The sequence below is a fragment of the Vibrio sp. 2033 genome (assembly GCF_033339735.1).
Genome location: NZ_JAWOVC010000460.1, coordinates 1 through 636 on the forward strand (window position 1 = coordinate 1; position 636 = coordinate 636).

Sequence of the window (636 nt, forward strand, 5' to 3'; positions counted from 1 at the left end):
ATTCTGCGCGCGCACTATCTTGATGCCAAGCTACCGGAAGACTTTCAAATCATCGACAGCGACGATCAACAGCGTTTACTGAAGCGTCTGATCAAAGCACAAAATTTGGATGAGAAGCAGTGGCCTGCACGGCAAGTGGCTTGGTGGATTAACGGCAAAAAAGACGAAGGTCTGCGCCCAACACATATTGATGCTTACCACGATCCTGTGACCAAAACCTACTTGCAGCTATACACCGCTTATCAAGAAGCGTGTGACCGTGCAGGTTTGGTCGACTTTGCAGAAATTCTGCTTCGCGCTCATGAGCTACTGCGCGATAACAAGTTTGTCCGAGAGCACTACCAGGCACGCTTTAAACACATTCTGGTTGACGAGTTCCAAGACACCAACAATATCCAATACGCTTGGCTACGCATGATGGCGGGGCCTGAGTGTCATGTGATGATTGTGGGTGACGATGACCAATCGATTTACGGTTGGCGCGGAGCAAAAGTCGAAAACATTGAGAAATTCACCCGTGAATTCCCAAGTGTAACCACCATTCGCCTAGAGCAGAATTACCGTTCCACCAAGACCATTTTGGAAGCTTCCAATACCTTGATCGCCAATAACACTGAGCGTATGGGTAAAGAGCTG

The 636-nt window shown here is 48.4% G+C and carries 1 protein-coding gene; it reads left to right on the forward strand.

The genetic code is table 11. The features are described 5' to 3' along the window. On the forward strand, window positions 1-636 hold a 636-nt coding region (locus R7P74_RS27190), incomplete at both ends, for a UvrD-helicase domain-containing protein (protein ID WP_318123780.1).